At 77.2% G+C, this 18,344-nt stretch carries 1 protein-coding gene and 1 pseudogene; both read left to right on the forward strand.

Annotation, left to right across the window (positions count from 1 at the left end; all coding sequences use genetic code 11):
• Window positions 1–175 precede the first annotated feature (175 nt).
• Complete coding sequence (locus tag OG370_RS37000) at window positions 176–16,963, forward strand: type I polyketide synthase (RefSeq protein WP_443060924.1); 16,788 nt, start codon at window positions 176–178, stop codon at window positions 16,961–16,963.
• A gap of 41 nt (window positions 16,964–17,004) precedes the next feature.
• Window positions 17,005–18,342: pseudogene (locus tag OG370_RS37005) on the forward strand (type I polyketide synthase); the annotation flags it as partial.
• Between the last annotated feature and the right edge of the window lie 2 nt (window positions 18,343–18,344).

The raw sequence follows: 18,344 nt of genomic DNA on the forward strand, positions 1-18,344 counted from the left end.
GAATAGGGGTGGGGACGGCAATGGTCGGCGCAGTACGCTCAAGCGCGTTTTGGGTCCCACCGTGCTCATGAATACGGCCGCATTGCACATATTGGGTGAGGGGAAACGAATGGCGTTCGCCCGCGCGCTGGAGGGGCTGCCCGCGACGGAGCAGACCAGGATGCTGCTCGACGTGGTGTCCGAGCAGATGCTGACGGTGCTGCGGCGGTCCGACGCCGAGGCGCCGGCCACCGTGGCGGCGCAACGCCCGTTCCGCGAGCAGGGCCTGGACTCGCTCGGCCTGGTCGCACTCCATCTGCTGGTCAACACGGCCACCGGTCTCTCCCTGCCGCCGACCGCCGTCTTCGACCATCCGACGCCGGACGCCCTCGCCGCGCACCTGCGCCGCGAACTCCTCGGGCTCGGCGACGACCCGGCCGCCGCCACGAGCCCGTCGGCTGCGGCCCGTTCGGCCGCGACCGGGCCGGTCACGTCGGGGCCGGAGGAGGCCGTCGCCATCGTCGGCATCGGCTGCCGCTTCCCGGGCGGGGTGCGCTCCCCGGAGGACCTGTGGCGGCTGGTGGACGACGGCCGGCACGTGCTGACCCCGTTCCCCGAGGACCGCGGCTGGGACCTGGCGGCCCTGTACGACCCGGACCCCGACGCCCCCGGCACCACCTACGTCCGGCACGGCGGATTCCTCACCGACGCCGCCCACTTCGACGCGGAGTTCTTCGGGATCGGGCCGCGCGAGGCGTCGGCGATGGACCCGCAGCAGCGGCTGGTGCTCCAGACCGCGTGGGAGGCGCTGGAGCACGCCGGCATCGACGCGCTGGGACTGCGCGGCGACGACTGCGGCGTCTTCGTCGCGGCCGAACCGCAGGAGTACGGCACGCGGCTGCACGAAGCGCCCGACGGGCTCGACGGATACCTGCTGACCGGCAACTCGCCCAGCGTCGTGTCCGGCCGGGTCGCCTACGCGCTCGGCCTGCAAGGGCCCACCCTCACCGTCGACACCGCCTGCTCCGGCTCCCTGGTCGCCCTCCACCTCGCACTGTCCGCGCTGCAACGCGGCGAGTGCTCGATGGCGCTGAGCGGCGGGGTGGCCGTCATGGGCAGCCCCGGCGTCTTCACCGCCTTCAGCCGGCAGCGCGGCCTGGCGCCCGACGGCGTGTGCAAGCCCTTCGCCGCCGCGGCCGACGGCACCGCCTGGGCCGAGGGCGTCGGCATCCTGGTGCTGGAGCGGCTTTCCGACGCCGTCCGCCTCGGCCACCCGGTCCGTGCCGTGATCCGCGGCTCGGCCGTCAACCAGGACGGCGCGAGCAACGGCCTGACCGCCCCCAACGGCCTGGCGCAGCAGCGCGTCATCCGGCAGGCGCTGGCCGCCGCCGGGCTCGACGCCGGCCAGGTCGACGCCGTGGAGGCGCACGGCACCGGCACCACGCTCGGCGACCCCATCGAGGCGCACGCGCTGCTGGCCGCCTACGGCCGGGACCGCGCCGCCGACCGCCCGGCGTGGCTCGGCTCGATCAAGTCCAACTTCGGCCACACCCAGGCGGCCGCGGGCACCGCCGGCGTCATCAAGATGGTGATGGCCATGCGGCACGGGCGGCTGCCCGCCACCCTGCACGTGGACCGGCCCAGCCCGCACGTCGACTGGTCCGCCGGAGGCGTCCGCCTGCTCACCGAGGCCCGGCCGTGGGACACCGGCGACGCCCCGCGCCGGGCCGCGGTCTCCGCGTTCGGCGTCAGCGGCACCAACGCCCACGTCATCCTCGAGCAGCCGCCCGCCGGGACCTCCGGCACGGAGGAGGAACGGCCCACCGCCCCCGGGCGGACCGGGTCCGACAGCGCCCGCGCGGACGCGCCGCTCGTACCGCCCGCCGCGGTGCGGCCGCCGCTGCCGGTGGTGCTGTCCGCCAAGAGCACGCCGGCCCTGCGGGAGCACGCCGGCCGGCTGCTGGAGCACCTCGCGCGGCAACCCGCGGACACCCTCGCCGACATCGGGCTCTCCCTCGCCGCCGGCCGCGCCGCGCTCTCCCACCGGTCGGTCGTCGTCGCCGAGGACCGCGACGCCCTGGCCGACGCCCTGCGGGCGCTCGCCGCCGGCGAGGACGCGCCCGGCACGGTGCGCGCGCAGCCGCAACACGGACGGCTCGCCTTCCTGTTCACCGGACAGGGCAGCCAGCGGCCGGCCATGGGCCGCACGCTCTACGAGGAGTACCCGGTCTTCGCCGACGCGCTGGCCGACGCCATCGGCCACCTCGACCTCCAGCTCGAACACTCGCTGTGGGACGTCCTGTTCGCCGCGCCGGACTCCGCGCACGCCGCGCTCCTCGACCACACCTCCTACGCCCAGGCGGCCCTGTTCGCCGTCGAGGTGGCGCTCTTCCGGCTGCTGGAGTCCTGGGGAGTGCGCCCGGACTACCTGGCCGGGCACTCCGTCGGCGAACTGGCCGCCGCCCACGTGGCGGGCGTGCTGTCGCTGGAGGACGCCGCCACCCTGGTGGCCGCGCGTGGACGGCTGATGGGCGCGCTGCCCGCGGGCGGCGCGATGGCCGCGGTGGAGGCCACCGAGGAGGAGGCGCTGCGGCTGATCGCCGAACTGCCCGGCGCCGCCGACCGGGTGGGCGTGGCCGCCGTCAACGGCCCGCGGGCGGTGGTGGTTTCCGGCGAGGAGGACACCGTCCAGGCCCTCGTGCGGCAACTCGCCGACCAGGGCCGGCGCACCCGGCGGCTGCGGGTCAGCCACGCCTTCCACTCGCCGCTCATGGCGCCCGTGCTCGCGGAGTTCCGGCGCGTCGCCGGCGTCCTGTCCTACCACCCGCCGGCCACGCCCGTCGTCTCCGCGGTCCACGGCCGCCTGGCCACTCCTGAGGAGCTGTGCGACCCGGAGTACTGGGTCGAGCACGTCCGGCGCACGGTCCGCTTCGACGACGTGCTCGGCTCCCTCGACGGTGCCGGGGTGCGCACCTGCCTCGAACTCGGCCCGGACGGCGTGCTGTCGGCGATGGCACGGGACCGCGCGGCGGACGCCGACGACGACGCCGACGGCGACGGTGGCGCGCCGGTCTTCGCGCCGGTGCTGCGGCGCGACCGCGACGAGGCGCGCGAGGTGCTGTCGGCGGTCGCGCTGGCCCACACCCGCGGCGTCCCGGTGGACTGGGCCGCCTGCTACGCCGGGCGCGAGGCGCGGCGGGTGGACCTGCCGACCTACCCGTTCCAGACCCGCCCGTACTGGCTGACCGATGCCGCCCGGCACGGCACCGACGCCTCGGGCCTCGGCCAGATCCCCGCCGGGCACCCGCTGCTCGGCGCGGTGCTGCGGCTGGCCGGCGGCACGGGCACCGTGCTGACCGGACGGGTGTCCCCGCACTCCCACCCCTGGCTCGCCGACCACGTGATCGGCGGTGTCCGCCTCGTCCCCGGCACGGCCTTCGTGGAGCTCGCCGTCCGGGCCGGCGACGAGGCCGGCTGCGGGACGGTCGAGGAACTGACGCTGCACAGCCCGCTGGTGCTGCCCGACAGCGGCGCCGCCGCGCTGCAGGTCGTGGTCGGCGAACCCGACGCGGCCGGCCGCCGCGCGGTCGCGGTCCACTCGCGCCCGGAGCAGGCCCCGCCGGACGCCCCATGGGTCCGGCACGCCGAAGGCGTCCTGGCCCCCGGGTCGTCGGCGAACGACTCCCCGGCGAACGACTCCCCGGCACCCAACTCCCCGGCACCCGCCGGAGCATCGCCCGCCGGAGCACCTGCCGCGGCGCCATGGCCCCCCGAGGGCGCGCGACCGCTCGACGTGAGCGGCCTCTACGACGACCTGGCCGACCACGGGTACGCCTACGGGCCCGCGTTCCAGGCGGTGCGCGCCGCCTGGCAGCACGGCGCGGAGATCCTCGCCGAGGTAGTACTCCCCGAAGCCGCAGGCGACGCGGCGGTGTTCGGGCTGCACCCGGCCCTGCTCGACGCGGCCCTGCACACCGCCGACCTGCTCGCGCCGGAGGAGGAGAAGGCGCGGCTCCGGCTGCCGTTCGCCTGGTCCGGCGTGACGCTGCACGCCGCTGGCGCGTCCTTCCTGCGGGTGCGGATCACGCCCGCCGGCACCGACACGCTGTCGCTGCGGCTCTCCGACGCGCAGGGGCGGCCCGTCGCCACCGTCGAGGGCTTCGCCCAACGGTCCGCCGACTCCGCGCAGTTGGCCGGGGCGGGCGCCGACGTGCCGCTGCGCGTCGAGTGGACCGCCGTGCCCGCCGGCCCGTCGCAGGCGACCACCGGGTGGGTGTGCGCCGGGCCCGACCCGCTCGGGCTGGCCGCCGCGCTCGGCGCGCGACCCGCCGACGGCCCGGACGTGCTGTCCGGTGAGGCGGCCGGGGCGGTGCCCGGGGCGGTGGTGTTCGCGGCCCCCGCGACGCCGCAGGGCCCGGTCCCGCAGGCCGTACGGGCGGTCACCTCCTGGGCGTTGGAGCGGATCGGCCCGTGGCTGGCGGCCGATCACCCCGCCGCGTCCCGCCTGGTGGTGGTCACCCGCGGCGCGACCGCCGCCATCCCGGGGGAGGAGGCCGACCTCGCCCAGGCGTCGCTGTGGGGGCTGCTGCGCTCCGCGCAGGCCGAACACCCCGGCCGGATCGTGCTGCTCGACCTCGGCGAGGACACCGGTCCCGAGGCCCTACCCGGCGCCGTCGCCACCGGCGAACCCGAACTCGCCCTGCGCGGCGACCTCCTGCTGGCGCCGCGGCTCGCCGCCGGGCCGCGGCCCGACCCGGACGCACCCTCGCCCTGGCCGGCCGACGGCACCGTGCTCATCACCGGCGGCACCGGCGGGCTCGGCGCGCTGGCCGCCCGCAGCCTGGTCACCGAGCACGGCGTGCACCACCTGCTGCTCGCCGGCCGCCGCGGCGAACAGGCCCCCGGTGCCCGGGAGTTGCGCGAGGAACTGACCGCGGCCGGCGCGACCGTCACGATCCGCGCCTGCGACGTGGGCGACCGGCAGGCCCTCGCCGACCTGCTGGCCGCCATCCCGGCGGACCGTCCGCTCAAGGCCGTGCTGCACACCGCGGGCGTCATCGACGACGGCCTGTTCGCCGCCATGACCCCCGAGCGCGTCGACACCGTGCTGCACCCCAAAGCGGACGCGGCCTGGCACCTGCACGAACTCACCCGTGACCTCGACCTGTCCGCCTTCGTGCTCTACTCCTCGGCGGCCGGTTTCCTCGACGGCGCCGGACAGGCCAACTACGCGGCCGCCAACGTCTTCCTCGACGCCCTGGCCGCCCACCGCCAGGCAGCCGGCCTGCCCGCCACCGCCATCGCCTGGGGCCTGTGGCCCGGCGACGCCGGCATGGGCGCCGCGCTGGACGCCGCCGCCCTGCGGCGCATCGCCCGGCTCGGCGTCGAACCCCTGACGGTGGCGGAGAACCTGGCCCGGCTCGACACCGCGGTCCGCACCGGCGAGCCGTACGCCGTGCCGCTGCGGGTGAACTCCCGCGCGCTGCGCGAGCGGCCGGACGGCGTGCCGCACGTGCTGCGCGGCCTGGTACGGGCACCGGCCCGGCGCACCGCGGCGGGCGAGAGCGGGACGGGCGAGGGCGGGGCGGTCGCCGCCGAGCGGTCACTGGCCCGCCAGATCGCCGCCCTGCCCGAGGCCGACCGGGTCGCCGCCCTGCTGGACCTGGTGCGCGCCCAGGCGGCCGACGTCCTGGGGCACAGCGGGCCGCAGGACATCGACGCCAAGCGGGCCTTCAACGAGATCGGCTTCGACTCGCTGGCCGCGGTCGAACTGCGCAACCGGCTCAACGCGGCGACCGGGCTGCGGCTGACCGCCACGCTCGTCTTCGACCACCCGACACCGCGGGCCGTCGCCGAGCACATGGTGGCCAAGCTCTTCGACGGCGCCGCCACCGCGGCCACCGTCCTGCCCGGCGCCCCCGCCGACCCCGAAGAGCCGATCGCCATCATCGCCATGAGCTGCCGCTACCCCGGCGGCGTCCGCTCCCCGGAGGACCTGTGGCGGCTGGTGGCCGACGGGGCCGACGCCGTGTCGTCCTTCCCCGACGACCGCGGCTGGGACGTCGACGCGCTCTACGACCCCGAGCCGGGCAAGCCCGGCAGGACCTCCACCCGCGAGGGCGGGTTCCTCTACGACGCCGCCGACTTCGACCCGGACTTCTTCGGCGTCAGCCCGCGCGAGGCGCAGGCGATGGACCCGCAGCAGCGGCTGCTGCTGGAGCTGTCCTGGGAGGCGTTCGAGCGGGCCGGCATCGACCCGCACGCCGCGCACGGCACGCCGACCGGGGTCTTCGCCGGCGTCATGTACCACGACTGGGCGGCCCGGATGGGCGACGTGCCCGAGGACGTCGCCGGGTACCTGGGCAACGGCGGCCTGGCGAGCGTCGTCTCCGGCCGGGTCGCCTACACCCTCGGCCTGGAGGGCCCCGCGGTGACCGTGGACACCGCCTGCTCCTCCTCGCTCGTGGCACTGCACTGGGCGGCCCAGGCGCTCCACCAGGGCGAGTGCACCCTCGCCCTGGCCGGCGGGGTCACCGTGATGTCGACACCGGACACCTTCGTCGACATGAACCGGCAGCGCGGCCTGGCGCCCGACGGCCGCTGCAAGTCCTTCGCCGCCGCGGCCGACGGCACCGGGTGGGGCGAGGGCGCCGGCGTGCTCCTGCTGGAACGGCTGTCGGACGCGCGGGCCAACGGGCACCGGGTGCTGGCAGTCGTCCGTGGCTCGGCGGTCAACCAGGACGGCGCCAGCAACGGTCTGACCGCCCCCAACGGCCCCTCGCAGCAGCGCGTCATCCACCAGGCGCTTGCCAAGGCCGGACTGTCGCCGGCCGACATCGACGCCGTGGAGGCGCACGGCACCGGCACCACCCTCGGCGACCCGATCGAGGCCCAGGCGCTGATCGCCACCTACGGCGAGCAGCGTCCCGAGGACGGCACGCCGCTGCTGGTCGGCTCGGTGAAGTCCAACCTCGGCCACACGCAGGCCGCCGCGGGCGTGGCCGGCGTCATCAAGACGGTGATGGCGATGCGCCACGCCGAACTGCCCAGGACCCTGCACGTCGACGCGCCCTCGCCGCAGGTCGACTGGTCGGCCGGCACCGTGGAACTGCTCACCGAGCCCCGCCCGTGGCCGGAACACCGCCGGCCCCGCCGGGCCGGCGTCTCCTCCTTCGGCATCAGCGGCACCAACGCGCACGTGATCCTCGAACACGTTCCGGCGGCCGAGGACCTGGCCGACCCTGTCGCGGCTCCCGACGGCGGCGCCGACGCGGACGGCACATCCCGTGCCGCGGGCGGCGCACTTCCCTGGCTGCTGTCCGGCCACACCCCGCAGGCGCTGCGGGCGCAGGCCGCCCACCTGCTCTCCTGGCTCGACGCGAACACCGGGGCGGGCGAGGACCCGAACACGGGCCAGGCCCAGGACACGAACGCGGGCGAGGCCCCGGACACCGGCGCCGACGACCTGCTCGGCCCGGTCGCCCGCACCCTGGCCACCGGCCGCGCCGCCCTGGAACACCGCGCCGCGGTCGTCGGCGCGGACCGCGCGCAGATCGTCAGCGGCCTGCGCGCCGTGGCCGACGGCGCCACGGCGCCGCACACGGCCACCGCCACACCCGTCACCGGCAAGGTCGCTTTCCTGTTCACCGGCCAGGGCGCCCAACACGCGGGTATGGGACGGGAGTTGTACGAGCGCCACCCCGTCTTCGCCGCCGCCTTCGACGAGATCGCCGCCGCACTCGACGAGCACCTGGAACGCCCGCTGGCGGAGGTCCTCCGGGACACCGACGCCACCGACCTGAACACGACCGCGTACGCCCAACCCGCCCTGTTCGCCGTTGAGGTGGCCCTCTTCCGGCTGCTGGTGTCCTGGGGGGTGCGCCCGGACTACCTCGCCGGGCACTCCGTCGGCGAGCTGGCCGCCGCCTACGTCGCCGGCGTGTGGACGCCGGCCGACGCCGCCCGGCTGGTCGCGGCGCGCGGCCGGCTGATGCAGGCCCTGCCGGTCGGCGGGGTGATGGTCGCCGTACAGGCCGGCGAGCGGGACGTGCGCCCGCTGCTCACGCCGGGCGTCGGGCTCGCCGCGGTGAACGCTCCGGCCTCGGTGGTGCTCTCCGGCGTCGAGCAGGAGGTCGCGGCCATCACCGCCCGCCTGGCCGCCGACGGCCGCAGGATCACCAGGCTGCACGTCAGCCACGCCTTCCACTCGCCGCTGATGGAACCGGTGGTGGCGGAGTTCGCCCGGATCGCCGGCAGCCTGGCGTACGCCCCCGCCGCGGTGCCGATCGTCTCCACCGTCACCGGCACCCCCACCGACGACCTCGCCACGCCCGGGTACTGGGTGCGCCACGTCCGCGAGACCGTACGGTTCGCCGACGCGGTGCGCCACCTGCGGTCCCGCGGGGTGACGACGTTCGTCGAGATCGGCCCGGACGCGGTGCTCAGCGTCCTCGGCCCGCAGAACACCGGCGACGACCCCGACACCGACTTCGTGCCGCTCCTGCACCGCGGCCGTCCCGAGGCCGCCGAACTGGCCCTCGGAGTCGGCCGCCTCCACTCCCGCGGCACGGCGGTCGACTGGCACGCCTTCTTCGCCGGGGTCCAGGACCGCCCGCTCGACCTGCCCACCTACGCCTTCCAGCGGCGCCGCTTCTGGCTGGACGCCGGCCGGCCCGCCGGCGACGTGTCGTCGGTCGGGCTCGGCACGGTGGACCACCCGCTGCTGGGCGCGGTGCTCACCGCCCCCGACGGGGACGGCGCGGTGCTCACCGGCCGGCTGTCGACCGCCACCCACCCCTGGCTGGCCGACCACGGAGTGCTGGGCGGCTGCCTGTTGCCGGGCACCGCCTTCGTGGAGATGGCGGTACGCGCCGGCGACGAGTTCGGCTGCGGCCGCGTCGAGGAACTGACGCTGCACGCCGCGCTGCTCCTGCCGGAAAGCGGCGGCGTCGCCGTCCAGGTGGTCGTCGGCGCCCGCCAGGACTCCGGCGGCCGGCCGGTGCGGGTCCACGCCCGCCCCGAGGGCCCGGACGGCGACGCGCCGTGGGTGCTGCACGCCGAGGGGACCGTCGTACCGGCGCTGCCCGCCCCGGCCCCCGAGGCCGGGCCGTGGCCGCCCGCCGGAGCCGTGCCGGTGGACGTCGCCGGCCTCTACGAACGCCTCGTGGACCGCGGTTACGCCTACGGCCCCGCCTTCCAGGGGCTCAAGGCCGCCTGGCGCGCGGACGACACGTGGTACGCCGAGGTGGAACCGCCCCAGGACGCGCTGCCCGACGCCGCCCGCTTCGGCCTCCACCCGGCCCTGCTGGACGCCGCCTCGCACGTGGACTTCCTGCCCCGCGACGGCGAGGCGGACGGCGACGGCACCCTCATGCCGTTCTCCTGGCGCGGTGTCACCCTGCACGCCTCGGGTGCCCGCGCGCTGAGGGTGCGGCTGCGCCCGGCAGGCGGCGCGGACGCCACGGCCCTGGACCTCGCGGACGCCGCCGGGCAGCCGGTCGCCACGGTCGAGTCCCTGGTGGCCCGGCCGGTCACCGCGGACCGGCTCGGCGCCCGCGGCACGGACGCGCCGGACCCCGTGCTGCGCGTGGAGTGGACACCGCTCACGGTCGCGGCGGGCCCGACCGCCCCCCGCGTCGCGCTCCTCGGTGACGCGCCGTTCGCCGCCACGGCCGAGCGGTACGCCGACATCGCGGCGCTGCTGGCCGCACTCGACGCGGGGGCGCCCGCGCCGGACCTCGCCGTGCTGCCGACGCAGGCGTCGATACCGGTGCCGGCCGACCCCGGGCCGGTGGCGGTGACCGAGGCACTGCGGGCGACCTGCGGGATCGCACTGGACGCGGTGAACGCCTGGCTCGCCGACGACCGGCTCACCTCGACACGACTGGCCGTGACGACCTCCGCGGCGGTGACCACCGGCGCGGGCGACGCCCCCGGCGACCTCGTCCAGGCGCCGGTGTGGGGCCTGGTGCGGGCCGCGCAGGCCGAACACCCGGGCCGGTTCGTCCTGGTGGACACCGACGGCACGGCGGCCTCGGACCGGGCGCTCGCCGCCGCGGCCGTCTCGGGCGAACCCGAAACGGCGCTGCGCGACGGCGCCGTCCACGTGCCGCGGCTCGCCCGGGCCGCGGCCGGCGCCGCCGAGGGCGACGAGACCGCCGGCATGGTCCTCGACCCGCAGGGGACCGTCCTGGTCACCGGCGGCACCGGCGGGCTCGGCGCCCTCGTCGCCCGGCACCTGGTCGCCGAACACGGCGTGCGCCACCTGCTGCTGGCCGGCCGGCGTGGCGCCGCCGCCCCCGGAGCCACCGCGCTGCACGAGGAACTGGCCGGGCTGGGCGCGCACGTCACCGTCGCCGCCTGCGACGTGTCGGACCGCCGGGCCCTGGCCGGTCTGCTCGCCGCCGTCCCCGCCGAGCACCCGCTGACCGCCGTGGTGCACGCCGCCGGGGTGCTCGACGACGGCCTGGTCGGCACGCTGACGCCCGCGCGCCTCGACCGGGTGCTCGCCGCGAAGGCCGACGCCGCCTGGCACCTGCACGAGCTGACCCGGGACGCCCCGCTGCGCGCGTTCGTCCTGTTCTCCTCCGCCGCCGGCACCCTCGGCGCCGCCGGCCAGGCCAACTACGCAGCCGCCAACGTCTTCCTGGACGCGCTCGCCCGGCAGCGCGCCGTCGCGGGCCTGCCCGCCGTGTCGATGGCCTGGGGCCTGTGGGCCCACGCGGCCGGGATGGGCGGGCGGCTGGCCGAGGCCGAGGTCCGGCGGATGCGCAGGGAGGGCTTCCCGCCGCTCGCCGACACCGACGGCCTGGACCTCTTCGACCGTGCCCTGCGGGTCGGCGACCCGGGCCCGCTGCTGGTGCGCCTGGACCTGCCCGCGCTGCGGGCCCGCGCCGCGGCGCCCACCGGTTCCGTACCGCACCTGCTGCGCGGCCTGGTCCGGGGACCGGCGAGGCGCGCCGCCGGCGACGCCCCGGCGGGCGCCGCGGCGCCCGCCGACCGGATCGCCGCCATGCCGGCCGAGGCCCGCGCCCGCTTCGTGCTCGGCCTGGTGCGCGCGGAGGTCGCCGACGTGCTCGGGCACGACTCCGCGGCGGCGGTCGAACCGTCCCGGGCCTTCACCGAGTTGGGCTTCGACTCGCTGGCCGCGGTGGAACTGCGCAACCGCCTCGGCACGCGCACCGGGCTCGCCCTGCCCGCCACCCTCGTCTTCGACCACCCCAACGTGCGGGCCCTCGCGGACCACCTGCTCGCCCGGCTGACCGGCACCGGAACCGGCACCGACGCCGAACCCGTGGCCGCGGACGGGGCGGACCGGCCCGGCGACGAGCCGATCGCGATCGTCTCGATGGCGTGCCGCTTCCCCGGCGGCGTGGAGACCCCGGAGGACCTGTGGCGGCTGGTCGCCGACGGCGTGGACGCGATCGGCGACTTCCCGTCCGACCGCGGCTGGGACACCGACGCGATCTACGACCCCGAACCCGGGCTGCCCGGGAAGACCTACGTGCGGCGCGGCGGCTTCCTGCGCGACGCGACCGGGTTCGACCCCGAGCTCTTCGGCATCATGCCCCGCGAGGCCGTCGCGATGGACCCGCAGCAGCGCCTGCTGCTGCACGGCGCGTGGGAGGCGTTCGAACGGGCCGGCATCGACCCGTCGTCCGTACGCGGCAGCCGCACCGGGGTCTACGTCGGCGTGATGTACCACGAGTACGCCAGCCGGCTGCGCGACGTGCCCGACGACCTCTTCCCGTACCTGGGCAACGGCAGCGCCGGCAGTGTCGCCTCCGGCCGGATCGCCTACGCGCTCGGCCTGGAGGGGCCGGCGGTCACCGTCGACACGGCGTGCTCCTCCTCCCTCGTCGCCCTGCACACCGCCTGCCAGGCGCTGCGCCAGGGCGAGGTGGGCATGGCGCTGGTCGGCGGGGTCACCGTGCTGCCCACGCCGGAGGTCTTCGTGGAGTTCAGCCGCCAGCGCGGGCTCGCCGCCGACGGCCGCTGCAAGGCGTTCGCCGCCGCCGCCGACGGCACCGCGTGGTCCGAGGGCCTCGGCCTGCTGCTGGTCGAGCGCCTCTCCGACGCGCGGCGCCACGGCCACCCCGTCCTGGCCGTGATCCGCGGCTCCGCGGTCAACCAGGACGGCGCGAGCAACGGCCTGACCGCGCCGAGCGGACCGTCGCAGCAGCGGGTGATCCGGCAGGCGCTGGCCGCGTCCGGTGTGGCCGCCGCCGACGTGGACCTGATCGAGGGTCACGGCACAGGCACCCGGCTGGGCGACCCGATCGAGGCGCAGGCCCTGCTGGCCACCTACGGCAAGGACCGCGCCGCGGACCGCCCGGCGTGGCTCGGCTCCGTCAAGTCCAACATCGGGCACGCCCAGGCCGCCGCCGGCGTCAGCGGCGTCATCAAGTCGGTGATGGCGCTGCGGCACCGCGTGATGCCCAGGACCCTGCACGTCGACCGGTCCACCCCGCAGGTGGACTGGGCCGGCGGCGTCGAGCTGCTGACCGAGGCCCGCGCGTGGCCCGGGACGGACCGCCCGCGCCGCGCCGCCGTCTCCTCCTTCGGGCTGAGCGGCACCAACGCGCACGTCATCCTCGAAGAGGCCGCCGCCACCGACACGGCCGCCGCCATCGCACCGGAGGACCAGGCCGACCCGGCCGACCGGGACGCCCCGCCGCCCGGCGAGGGCTCCGCGCGGCCGTGGACCGCGCCGGTCCCGCTGCTGCTGTCCGCCAGGACCGCCGACGCCCTGCCGGGCCAGGCCCGCCGCCTCGCCGCGCACCTCGCGGACCCCGCCGCCCCCTCGCTGCTGGACGCGGGCTTCTCCCTCGCCACGTCGAGGGCCGCGCTGGACCACCGGCTGCTGCTGCCCGCCACCGACCCGGACGCGGCGCTGCGCGCGCTCGCCGCCGTCGCCGCGGGCGAGGCGCCGGCCGAGGCGATCACCGGCGCGGTGCGGACCGCGGGCGCCACCGCCTTCCTCTTCACCGGCCAGGGCGCCCAGCACCTCGGCATGGGCCGCGGCGCCCACCAGGCGTTCCCCGCGTTCGCGGCGGCGCTCGACGAGGTCTGCGCGGAACTGGACCGGCACCTGGACCGGCCGCTGCGCGAGGTGATGTGGGGCGACGACGAGGAGGCGCTGCACGCGACCGGCCACGCCCAGCCCGCGCTGTTCGCCGTCGAGGTGGCGCTGTTCCGGCTGTGGGAGTCGTGGGGGGTGCGCCCGGACTTCCTGGCCGGCCACTCCGTCGGCGAACTGGCCGCCGCCCACGTCGCCGGGGTGCTGTCCCTCGCCGACGCGGCGACGCTGGTCGCCGCCCGCGGGCGGCTCATGCAGGCGCTGCCGCCCGGCGGGGCGATGGCCGCGATCCAGGCCACCGAGGAGGAGGTGGCGGCGGTCCTGTCCGGCCCGGTCGGCATCGCCGCCGTCAACGACCCGGCGTCGGTGGTCGTGTCCGGGCCGGAGCAGGCGGTCGCCGACGTCGTCGGCCACTTCGCGGCCGCCGGGCGCAGGACGAGCCGCCTGCGCGTCAGCCACGCCTTCCACTCGCCGCTGATGGAGCCCATGCTGGCCGAGTTCGGCGCCGTCGCCGCCGGCCTGACCTACGCCGCCCCGGCCGTTCCGGTCGTCTCGAACGTGACCGGGGAACTCGCCACCTCCCTGGACACCCCCGCGTACTGGGTGCGCCATGTACGGGAGCCGGTGCGCTTCGCCGACGGGGTGCGCTGCCTGCGCGCCCAGGGCGTGGACCGATACCTCGAACTGGGCCCGCGCGGGGTGCTGTCGGCGATGGCCGCGGCCACCCTCGCGGACGGCGCGGACACCGGTATCCGCACCGGCACCGGCACCGACCCGGAGCCGGTCGTCGTGGCGGCGCTGCGCAAGGACACCGACGAGGCGCACAGTCTCGTCGCCGCGCTCGCCCGGCTGCACGCGGCCGGCACCCCCGTCGACTGGCGCTCCTTCTACGCCGGTTCCGGCGCCCGCCGGGTCGACCTGCCCACGTACGCCTTCCACTCCCGGCGCTTCTGGCTCGACGCCGGACCGCAGACCGCGCCCCCGGCGACCGGCGGCCCGGAGACCGCCGACCCGGCACGGCTCGGGCAGGCCGCCGGCGGGCATCCGCTGCTCAGCGCGGTGCTGGAGACGCCGGAGGACGGGGGAGCGGTCCTCACCGGCCGGGTCTCGCTCGCCTCGCACGCCTGGCTCGCCGACCACGACGTGCTGGGCACGCCCCTGATGCCGGGCACCGCCTTCGTGGAGATGGCGTTGCGGGCCGGGCGCGCGGTGGGCTGCGCGACGCTGGACGAACTCGTCGTCGAGCGGCTGCTCCCGCTGCCGGCGAGCGGCGGCGTGGCCGTACAGGTCGCGGTCGGCGCGGCCGAGGAGGACGGCACGCGCCGGCTGACGGTCCACTCCCTCGCCGAGAGCGCCGCCCCGGGCAGCGGCTGGACCCGGCACGCCCAGGGACGGCTGTCGGCACGCGACGCGACGGGCGGCGATCCGGACCTCGCGGTGTGGCCGCCGGTCGGCGCCCAACCGGTCGACATCGCCCGCCTCTACCCCGCGCTGGCCGAACGCGGCTACCGCTACGGGCCGATGTTCCGCTGCCTGCGCGCGGTGTGGCGACAGGACAAGGAGGTCTACGCCGAGGTCGCGCTGCCGGCCGAAGCCGCCGCGGACGCGGCCGGGTTCGGCCTGCACCCGGCGCTGCTGGACGCCGCGCTGGGCGCCACGGACTTCCTCGCCGGACGCACCCCGTGGGACACCGGCGGCTCCCCGCTGCCCTTCGCCTGGAGCGGGGTCGGCCTTCGGGCGCACGGCACGGACCGGCTGCGGGTCCGCCTGACCTGGCTCTCCTCGGACGAGGCGGCCGGCTCGGAGTCGGTCGCGCTGCGGCTGGCCGACGGCGCCGGCCGGCCGGTGGCCACGGTGGAGTCGCTGGCCGTCCGCGCGGTGACCGCGGAGCAGGTCGCCGCCGCCTCGGGTGTGGCCGAACCCGGCCCGGCCGACCAGGTCTTCCGGCCCGGCTGGGCGGAGACGGAGCCGGCCACCGGGTCCGAGCCGTCCGGCCGTTGGGCGGTGCTCGGCGGCGACGGGACGTGGACGGACGCGCTCGGCGCGGCAGTGACCGCGTACGCCGACGTGTCCGCGCTGGCCGCCGCCGTGGCGGCGGGTGCGCCGCTGCCCCGGGCCGTGGTCGCGCCGTGTGCCGCGTCCGCCGGCGACACCCCGCAGGCGGTGCGGGAGGCGGCCGAAGGCACCCTGACCCTCCTTCAGGAGTGGTTCGGGCACGCGGTCCTGGCCGACGCGGTCCTGGTGGTCGCCACCCGGCACGCGGCCGCGTTCGACGGCGGCGCCGTCGATCCGGCGCAGGCGTCGCTGGGCGGCCTGGTACGCGCCGCGCAGGCGGAGCACCCCGGCCGGGTCGTCCTCGCCGACCTCGACGGCTCGCACCGGGCGGTTCGGGCGCTGGTCGGGGCCGTCGCCGGCGCCGAACCCGAGGTGGCGGTGCGCGGCAGCCGGGTGTTCGTGCCGCGGCTGGAGCCGGTGCCGGCGCCCCCGACGGGAGCCGGGTCGCCGTGGGACGCGGACGGGACCGTGCTGGTCACCGGCGCGACCGGCGGCCTGGGGCCGCTCTTCGCCCGGCATCTGGTCGCCGAGCACGGCGTGCGGCACCTGCTGCTGACCAGCCGGCGCGGGCCCGACGCCCCCGGCGCGGACGCCCTGCGGGCCGAACTGGCCGCGCTGGGAGCCGACGTGACGGTGACCGCGTGCGACGCCGCCGACCGCGACGCGCTCGCGGCGCTGCTGGCGGCGGTGCCCGCCGACCACCCGCTGACGGCCGTGGTCCACGCGGCCGGCGTCCTGGACGACGCCCTGCTCGGCTCGATGACGCCGCGGAAGCTCGCGGCCGTGCTGCGGCCGAAGGTCGACGCGGCCTGGAACCTGCACGAGCTGACCCGCGACCTGCCCCTGTCGGCGTTCGTGCTGTTCTCCTCCGCGGCCGGCTTCCTGGACTCCGCGGGCCAGGGCAACTACGCCGTCGGCAACCTCTTCCTCGACGCGCTGGCCCGGCGCCGCAGGGCCGCACGGCTCCCGGCGACGTCCCTGGTGTGGAACCTGTGGGAGTCCGACGGCGGCGGCATGGCGGCCCGCACGGACGAGTCCGTCGGCCGCCGCCTGCTGCGGATGGGCATGCCGCCGATCCGCCCCGCCGAGGGCCTGGCCCTGTTCGACGCGGCGATGCGGCTGGCCGAACCGGTGCTGGTGCCACTGCCGGTGGCCCGGGCCGGCACCGGCCTCTCGCCCGACGACGTGCCCCGCGCGCTGCGTGCCGTCCTTCCCGCGCCGGCCCGTGCGCTGCCGTCCGCGGACGGTGTCCGGACCACCGCGGCATCGCCGGCCGCGGGCGAGCCGGCCGCCGAGGGGCCCTCGCTGCCGGAGCGGCTGGCCGGCGCCACCGACGCGGAGCGGCAGCGCCACCTGCTGGACCTGGTCCGCGAGCACGTCGCCGTGGTGCGGCACGACGAGCCCGCCGCGGTCGAACCCGGCAAGGGCTTCACCGAGATGGGCCTGGACTCGCTCGCCGCGATCGAACTGCGCAACCGTCTCGCCACCGCGACCGGCCTGCGGCTGCCGGCCACCTTGATGTTCGACTACCCGACACCGACGGAGCTGGCCGAGTTCCTGCTCGCCGAACTCCTCCCCGACATCCCGCAGGTCCCGGCCCCGTCCGCCCTCGACGACGAGGCGGTCCGTACGGCCCTGCTCGCCATCCCGGTGGGACGGCTGCGCGAGTCCGGGCTGCTGGAGCGGCTGCTCACCCTCACCGGGCCGCCGCAGCCCGGGGCTGCGGCCGAGGCCGCGCCGGGAGACGGCGCCGGCGCCGCGCCGGACGCCGACGCCCTCAAGACCATGGCGGTCGACGACCTGGTCCGCACCGCACTCGCCGCAGCCGAGTCGAACCGAGCCGGAGGCTGACCCAGATGGAAGTGGACCGGATAGTCGAAGCGCTGCGCAAGTCGCTGATCGACAACGAGCGCCTGCGCGAGCACAACGAGGAACTGGCGAAGGCCGCCGCCGAACCGATCGCGGTCATCGGCATGGCCTGCCGCTACCCGGGCGGCGCCGACTCCCCCGAGGAGCTGTGGCGGCTGGTCGCCGAAGGCCGGGACGCCGTCACCCTCTTCCCGGGCGACCGCGGCTGGGACACCGCCGGCATCTACGACCCCGAGCCCGGGGCGCCGGGCAAGAGCGTCACCCGCGAGGGCGGGTTCCTGCACCAGGCGGGCGACTTCGACGCCGACCTGTTCGGCATCTCCCCGCGCGAGGCCCAGGAGATGGACCCGCAGCAACGGGTGCTGCTGGAAGTGACCTGGGAGGCCGTCGAGAACGCCCGGATCGACCCGCTGTCGCTCAAGGGCAGCCGGACGGGGGTCTTCGCCGGCCTGATGTACCACGACTACGACGGCGCCGACGGCAGCGGCAGCCTGGTCAGCGGCCGGGTCGCGTTCACTCTCGGCCTGGAGGGGCCGGCCGTCACCGTGGACACCGCCTGCTCCTCCTCGCTGGTCACCGCGCACCTGGCCGGCCACGCGCTGCGCACCGGGGAGTGCTCGCTGGCGCTGGCGGGCGGCGTGACGGTGATGTCGACGCCGGAGACCTTCGTCTACTTCAGCAAGCAGCGCGGGCTGTCCCCGGACGGGCGCTGCAAGTCCTTCGCCGCGTCCGCGGACGGCACCGGCTGGGGCGAGGGCGCCGGCGTCCTGGTGTTGGAGCGGCTGTCGGACGCGCTGCGCAACAACCGGCGGATACTGTCGGTGATCCGCGCCTCGGCGACCAACCAGGACGGCGCCTCCAGCGGCATCACCGTCCCCAACGGCCCGTCGCAGCAGCGCCTGATCCGGCAGACCCTGACCGCCGCCGGCCTGCGGCCCGACGACGTGGACGCCGTCGAGGCGCACGGCACCGGCACCCGGCTGGGCGACCCGATCGAGGCGCAGGCCCTGCTGGCCACCTACGGCCGCGACCGGCCCGACGACCGGCCGCTGTGGCTCGGCTCGGTCAAGTCCAACATCGGGCACACCCAGGCCGCCGCCGGGGTCGCCGGCATCATCAAGATGACCCAGGCGATCCGGCACGGCCTGCTGCCGATGACGCTGCACGTCGACGAGCCCACCCCGCAGGTCGACTGGGGCGCCGGCGCGGTACGGCTGCTGACCCGGCCCGAGCCGTGGCCCGAGACCGGCCGGCCGCGCCGCGCCGCCGTCTCCTCGTTCGGCATCAGCGGCACCAACGCCCACCTGATCGTGGAGCAACCGCCCGCCGGCGGCGCCGATCTGACCGTGGAACAGCCGCCCGC

It is taken from the genome of Streptomyces sp. NBC_00448, from assembly GCF_036014115.1.
In the GTDB taxonomy this organism is placed as follows: Bacteria; Actinomycetota; Actinomycetes; order Streptomycetales; family Streptomycetaceae; genus Actinacidiphila.